A 5,978-nucleotide genomic window follows, 5' to 3' on the forward strand; every position below is an offset into this window, starting at 1 on the left:
CCTTTAAGCCAAGAGCTGTCCCTAAAATATTAAACTTCATTTTCGAAGATAATAAAAAGCTTCAAACTGTTTTTGAAGTCAAACCCTTTGATGAAGAAGAGATAATGGGTTTATTCAAACAAGCAGATCCCAACAAACCAATAGAGATAATTTTGCGTATGAATGAAGATTTCAGTAATAGAAGTTTAATTTTTAAACAGGGAGATAAAGAGATTCCCATCAAAAAAGTAGATTTAGATAATATGTGGAAATATGAGTAATAAACTCATTGACAAGTAATCCCTTCTGAATATAATAGTAATGCAATGCAAACCTTCAATAAACATATTATCCAGGAAAACGAAACTTTAAAAAGTATCGCAACACTCTATGATATATCTGAAGGAGATTTGAAATTTTTCCATAACAACCACTGTGCAACCAAAGACATTATTTTAATTAATCTTAAAGAACAAAAAGAACTTTTTATTCCGAGAACGGCTGTACTTGATAAAAGTAAGATTGTTAATTTTAAACACGGGAACACATTAATTTTTCACCCCCAAAATTCATTTTATCAGTACGGAGTCAGTATCAATATTGAAAAAGGAAGCCACAAAAATGAATTAAAGTATGAAGCATCAGTTCGCTGGTTAAAAACAGAAAGCAGACTTCATTATTTTGAGATAGACCGTACTTCCCTATTCTTTATTAATGAAGAAGAAGCTAATGATATAGCAGATGTTTTAGCTTACAAAACTTCCAAGGTTTTATATCCACTGCACATTTCTGTTGATGAAACCGGAAAATTTAATGCGATTGAAAATTTAGAAATTTATAAATCAAGATGGGAGGCTGTAAAGGAAGATATTGATAAAGAATTTGAAGGCGAAATAGTAGAAGATTATTGTAATAAAATAGAAAACATTCTCAATGAGCCGGAGTTGTTAAGCTTATACCTTAAAAACGATTATTTTCTGAGAACGCTTTTCTTTGGGATGTATCAGTCTTTTGGGGATCGTTATAAAATTCAGGGCTTAGAAACATTTCCGATAATAGATAACCCTATAGAGCCTCAATATAAAATAGAGTTAGAAATTGATCCTCTGAAAGATGATTATCATTTAATCAACATTGAAGGAAACGGAATTTTGCATGAAGAACGGAACATTCAGGATTTCATCAATAACGTACCTTTTCCTTTTGTAATAGAAGATGAACCAGAAATAAATACAGAAGGTTACTTCAGACTTCAGTCTTATGTAAACGCTGAGACTTCACTTCCGGAATTTTTGTACCTGGAATGTGAAATTCAATTGCAGGAACCGAAGAAAGTATCGGTCATAATTAATGTTTTAGAAAACACCAAATCTACAAACTAAAAACAATGTCTGAAAAACACATCGTCGTCCAAGGAGCTATGTGCAAATGCCAGTTTGGACAAATCCCCGACAAAATAAAAGTACTTTCTCATACCAAAGAATATGCGAATGATAAAGAGGCATCCAAGAAACTCATGGTGACCACCAAAGAGATAGGCGGTGCTACTTTAGAAAAAAATACTTTTGGTAACTGTCCGAAAATGGGAAATCCACCGCCACCTTGCAAACCCATGATTACCGAATGGCAGGATTTTTATGAAGGTGTAACACTAAGTAATGGGGGTAAGATTATTCTCGAAGACAGCAAAGCGGTTTGCGCCATTGCGGGAACGGCTTGTATAGACATTATAGACCATGGGCAGCGAGCAGAAGCCAGCCAGCAGAATTTTGAAAATGCAGATAAAGATGTGCAGCAGCAGATCAATCCGTTGGTGAGTCCTGAGGAAATGTACAAAAAGCAGCCCACAAACGAAGGCATTATAACACAAACTGAATGATATGGCAAAAGGAGTAAAAAGTTTAATAATGACGAAAGGTCATTATTTTGATAAGTCATCTGTAATAGCCAAAAGTATGGTCATTACTCCTGATGAAAAGGCAGTGATAGAAGTGAAAGAATGGCTTCCGGGTACTACAGCACAAGACAAAACAAAAAACCTAACATGGTTTTTATTTGATTCTAAAAAAAGTTTGATTAAAAAAGATACAGGTATAACTTATGGTATCACGATTCCTAAAAATCTGTGCGGTTCCTATACTTATTATATTGACGCAAGCTTTTCAGGAAAGTCAGATTTTAAATCGGGGATTTATATAAGAGGAAGATGCGACCAAAAAATTAAGAGCAGCAAATGGTGTACGCAAAATGATGCAGCCGATGTGCGAAAAACTTTTGCGTTTTCTTATGGCCACATTATTCATCTGAACCTGGAGACAGAAGGAATGAACGGAGACAGTGTTTATGTAGATATTTTCCGACGGGTAAAAGGAGGCAGAGGAACAAAAGATGACCAACACATCCATACGTATACAGACGTAAAGGTGATAGACGGAGAAATAAATCTGCAAATAGGAAATACTTATCTATGGCATGCAAGAATAGGAAAACCAGGAAGCCAGGAAGAGTTCTATGTGAAGGTAAAAGCTGGCGGAAAATATATAACAGATGGTAAAAACGATATACATGCCCGTTATTTAAGGATTAAGAATACCATCGCAAGCAAAGCGGTAGAACCTTCCAAATTTAATACTCCTGCAAAAGTAGGAGATAGTAATAAAAATATATCCCCAATAGGTATTATTTCTTTGGAAAAAGTTGCTGTTAATACAACTTACGATGTATGTAATGATGAATTAAATAGCTTTAGTGATTTTAAAGACTTCTGGATATTAGAAGACAAAGGTCACTACTATCATTGGCTTAAAAAAAGGACGAATCCATCAGATACTGCCAAACCAAATCCCATACCTGTTACTATTACGAGTTTAGATAAATTTATTTTTTATGCCACCTTCAAAGCCATTTTTCCAATTAATAATTTGATCATACGGGTTAAGGATAAAGCAAATAAATATACTTTCCAATCTGTTCCCATAACTAAAAAAACAAAAGGGCAGGAATTTGTAGTGAAGTTTACAAGTGATAATGCTCCCTATGCAAATACAGTAGAATATTTTTCAAATTTTGCCCTTACTTTTGAATGTTCCTTAGATGGAAAATCATGGGTGTCTTGTGGTAATCCGCAATTTTGTTTGTATATCACGTATGGTGAACCTGGTTATGATCACATATCAAAATCATTATCATTGGGAGGGAGTGATTATCTTACGGAAGATGGAAATAGTGTAATTACTAATACAGCAAATAATAAAAAAAGTATATTAGAAACACTTTTATATATTGGATGTAAGTTTGGTAAAGGAGCCAAGAATGCTGATGATATTGCGAACAAAGTTTTCAGTTATATAAAAGCTCTAAATGTTGAAAGAACGAGAGTAAAAGGAGCTATGGGATATTGGCGAAACACAAGTTCCTTACATTTGTTTAGTATGAATTTTAGGGGAGTAAGATACTTACTAAAACATGGAGAAGCACGCTGTGGTGAATGGAGTTCATTTTTTCAAGACATTTGTAAAATCCAATCTAAAAACTTATTTCCTGTAGGAAAATTCGAAAATTTTATTATCTTCCCAAAAGGGAATACGGACAGTAAGGGATATATGAATACCTTATTTTTAGTGAAGGAATGGACAATCAGAGATCCTTTCGCACCTATAGATGTAAAACAGAGAGCTCAAGATTTAAACAATATCCCAATGAATCTTTTCTGGGATCATGTTTTTACTAAATATGGGAATAAATATTTCGATCCGTCATACGGTTTATCATCAATTAATTCATTTGTTGATAATGATTCTTTATTGAAAGATTATTCAAGTAAAGCATTAAGCGGTGTCGTATATATTAAAACAAATACAACAAATCCTCTTGTAGATGCTATTGCTTATAAACCTCAACCAGGAATATACATTGACCCAATTAGCGGGAATCTTAGCACAGTAAAAGAGAATAACTATAAATACAAAACAGTTACTTTGAATATGCAAAAAGAACTTGACAAAAATCCAATACCTATTTAAAACATTTACAAATGAAAAAAATAATATTATTATCATTACTGATATTAGTTAATTTATCCTTGACCTTTTGTCAGAAAAAAAGTCACACAGAAAAAACAAATGAAAAGACTTTAAATATGAGTGCAAATACCGAACTGATTTTTTCTAAAGAATTAGACAAAAAAATGTCTATAGAATGTTATATAAATAGTGATAATAATTTTTACTATTGGGAATTCAATACAAAGGGTAAAGAAAGTAAGACGATTGATAAGTTTAAAATTAGTAAACTTAAATTAGGAGAATATAGTCGATTTGCTAATAGGCCTAATTTTTATAAAAAATTTAGAATTCTTTCTGTTTTTAAGAATACAGATAATTTGATATTTCTTATTGATAAATTCGGACAAGTTGATGTACATATATATTCTATGGTCGGGGAAAGACCTGTAACAATTATTCCAATTAAAAAATATAAATTAATTCCTATGGATGTAGTTTTATTAGTCGAGGATTTTCAGGATACAAAATTGATTAACAACACTCTTTATACACTTTCTATTCTTATGAGTGGTGCATCCTCAGTAAACTATATTTCGAAAATAGATCTTAGCAAGAAAAATGTTTTAGAAGCTTCAATAGATGTCTCATCTGGAGAATTTAAGATAAATCAGAATATAGAAAATAAAGCGATAGTTCGTTTAGATAGTGGCTCTTATCAAGTCACGGGCTATGGTTTTAGATTTTCTTTGTTAGATAATAATCAAATAAAGGTAGAAGAAAATCAATCCAAATCTTTTATTACAAAAATAGATTTCAAACCTCCACACATTGATAAGAATGAAGATGTCAATAAAATTATAGAGCATCTTCCCTAAAAAGTGATGAAAAAATGAAAGGAGTTTTTTTGTTTTTATCTTGTTTTTTCATTTTGGTTGGTTGTGAAGGACAAACTAAAAAATATGATATCAAAAATGTTGCAGAAAAAATAGAAACCTTCGATATCCATTATTCTGAATCAAAAAAAATTTATTCTAAAAAAATTAGAGAAGATTTAACTATTGAGTTGCTTAGAAAAGAAAGTGACCAGGATTTTATATGGGAACTTTACATGATAACTCATAAGAAAAAAGAAAATATTAAAAAGATTTTAATAAAGAAAGATGAAATAAAAAAATCATTAGGATTTACACATGGAATAAGAGAGGGGTATCAGGAAAAATTAAATATTTTAGATGTTTTATTAAATGATTCAGGAAATGAACTCATCATACTTTTTGATAAGTTTGGACAAATTGATATTCATATTTTCAAATTAAATATTGATGTTAACAGTAATCAGTTTGAAAATACTATACACATTAAAAATTAAACTTTTCTTCCTATGGATACTCAATTGATAGGCGAGAAATACCAAGATTTTAAATTTACAAATGGAATCTTTCACTTGCTATTATTACCTGAGTCCAATTATAATACCTACTTATTTTATGATATTAATAATGGTTTAGTAAAGGAGTTAATTTTTAATATTTCCGATTCTCAAAAAAATGCTATTTCCATAAAAGAAGATAACCAAAGTCCTATTGTTCACGCAAATTACAAAACCAAAAATATTGTGGCAGGAATCTTAAAAGATGTAATTCAAAAATCCCCTCTTAAAAACAGTACTTTTAACTATGACTATAATATTGAAAATATATGGTCAAAAAAAAGTTACCAAGAAAGTAAAGAACATTCGGGAAATCAATTGGTAAACTTCCCTGTTTTTCAGACAAATTAAAATTATTAAATTTAGTTTGTTAAACATTATGAAAAAGAGCAAATTTTCAGAACATCAGATTATCAATATTCTGAAAGAATATGAATCTGGGAAAGCGACAAAAGATATTTGTCGTGAGCATGGAATTTCAGCAGCTACTTTCTACCAGTGGAAGCAGAAATACGGAGGAATGGATGCACAACATCTTAAGGAACTTAAAGCGTTACAGGAAGAGA

8 protein-coding genes are annotated in these 5,978 nt (G+C 31.1%); all 8 read left to right on the forward strand.

All coding sequences use genetic code 11. From position 1 onward, the window contains the following. On the forward strand, positions 1-260 hold a 260-nt coding region (locus tag GTR01_RS24220; protein ID WP_160140271.1), incomplete at its 5' end, for a hypothetical protein. Between the two features lie 45 nt (positions 261-305). Next, positions 306-1,361 (forward strand): hypothetical protein, encoded by a 1,056-nt coding sequence (locus GTR01_RS24225; protein ID WP_160140272.1) that lies wholly within the window; start codon positions 306-308, stop codon positions 1,359-1,361. Positions 1,362-1,366: 5 nt separating this feature from the next. Next, complete coding sequence (locus tag GTR01_RS24230; protein ID WP_160140273.1) at positions 1,367-1,858, forward strand: DUF4280 domain-containing protein; 492 nt, start codon at positions 1,367-1,369, stop codon at positions 1,856-1,858. A gap of 1 nt (position 1,859) precedes the next feature. Then, a complete protein-coding gene (locus tag GTR01_RS24235) occupies positions 1,860-4,001 on the forward strand; it encodes a hypothetical protein (protein WP_160140274.1) in 2,142 nt (713 codons plus the stop codon). An 11-nt stretch (positions 4,002-4,012) separates the two neighbouring features. Next, the gene (locus GTR01_RS24240) at positions 4,013-4,858 is read left to right on the forward strand and encodes a hypothetical protein (protein WP_160140275.1); all 846 of its coding nucleotides are present in this window, start codon (positions 4,013-4,015) and stop codon (positions 4,856-4,858) included. A 14-nt stretch (positions 4,859-4,872) separates the two neighbouring features. Beyond that, positions 4,873-5,352, forward strand: a complete 480-nt coding sequence (locus GTR01_RS24245; RefSeq protein WP_160140276.1) for a hypothetical protein — start codon at positions 4,873-4,875, stop codon at positions 5,350-5,352. A 12-nt stretch (positions 5,353-5,364) separates the two neighbouring features. Continuing rightward, entirely contained in the window at positions 5,365-5,763 is a 399-nt protein-coding gene (locus tag GTR01_RS24250; protein WP_160140277.1) for a hypothetical protein, read from the forward strand. 28 nt (positions 5,764-5,791) lie between these two features. Continuing rightward, positions 5,792-5,978, forward strand: a 187-nt coding sequence (locus tag GTR01_RS24255; protein WP_160138522.1) for a transposase, incomplete at its 3' end; no start/stop codon positions are given.

Source organism: Chryseobacterium sp. c4a (genome assembly GCF_009900745.1).
Classification (GTDB): Bacteria; Bacteroidota; Bacteroidia; order Flavobacteriales; family Weeksellaceae; genus Chryseobacterium.

Coding starts and splice junctions, on each gene's coding strand:
- GTR01_RS24225 (WP_160140272.1), top strand. CDS start 306: ATGCAAACCTTCAATAAACATATTATCCAGGAAAACGAAACTTTAAAA.
- GTR01_RS24230 (WP_160140273.1), top strand. CDS start 1,367: ATGTCTGAAAAACACATCGTCGTCCAAGGAGCTATGTGCAAATGCCAG.
- GTR01_RS24235 (WP_160140274.1), top strand. CDS start 1,860: ATGGCAAAAGGAGTAAAAAGTTTAATAATGACGAAAGGTCATTATTTT.
- GTR01_RS24240 (WP_160140275.1), top strand. CDS start 4,013: ATGAAAAAAATAATATTATTATCATTACTGATATTAGTTAATTTATCC.
- GTR01_RS24245 (WP_160140276.1), top strand. CDS start 4,873: ATGAAAGGAGTTTTTTTGTTTTTATCTTGTTTTTTCATTTTGGTTGGT.
- GTR01_RS24250 (WP_160140277.1), top strand. CDS start 5,365: ATGGATACTCAATTGATAGGCGAGAAATACCAAGATTTTAAATTTACA.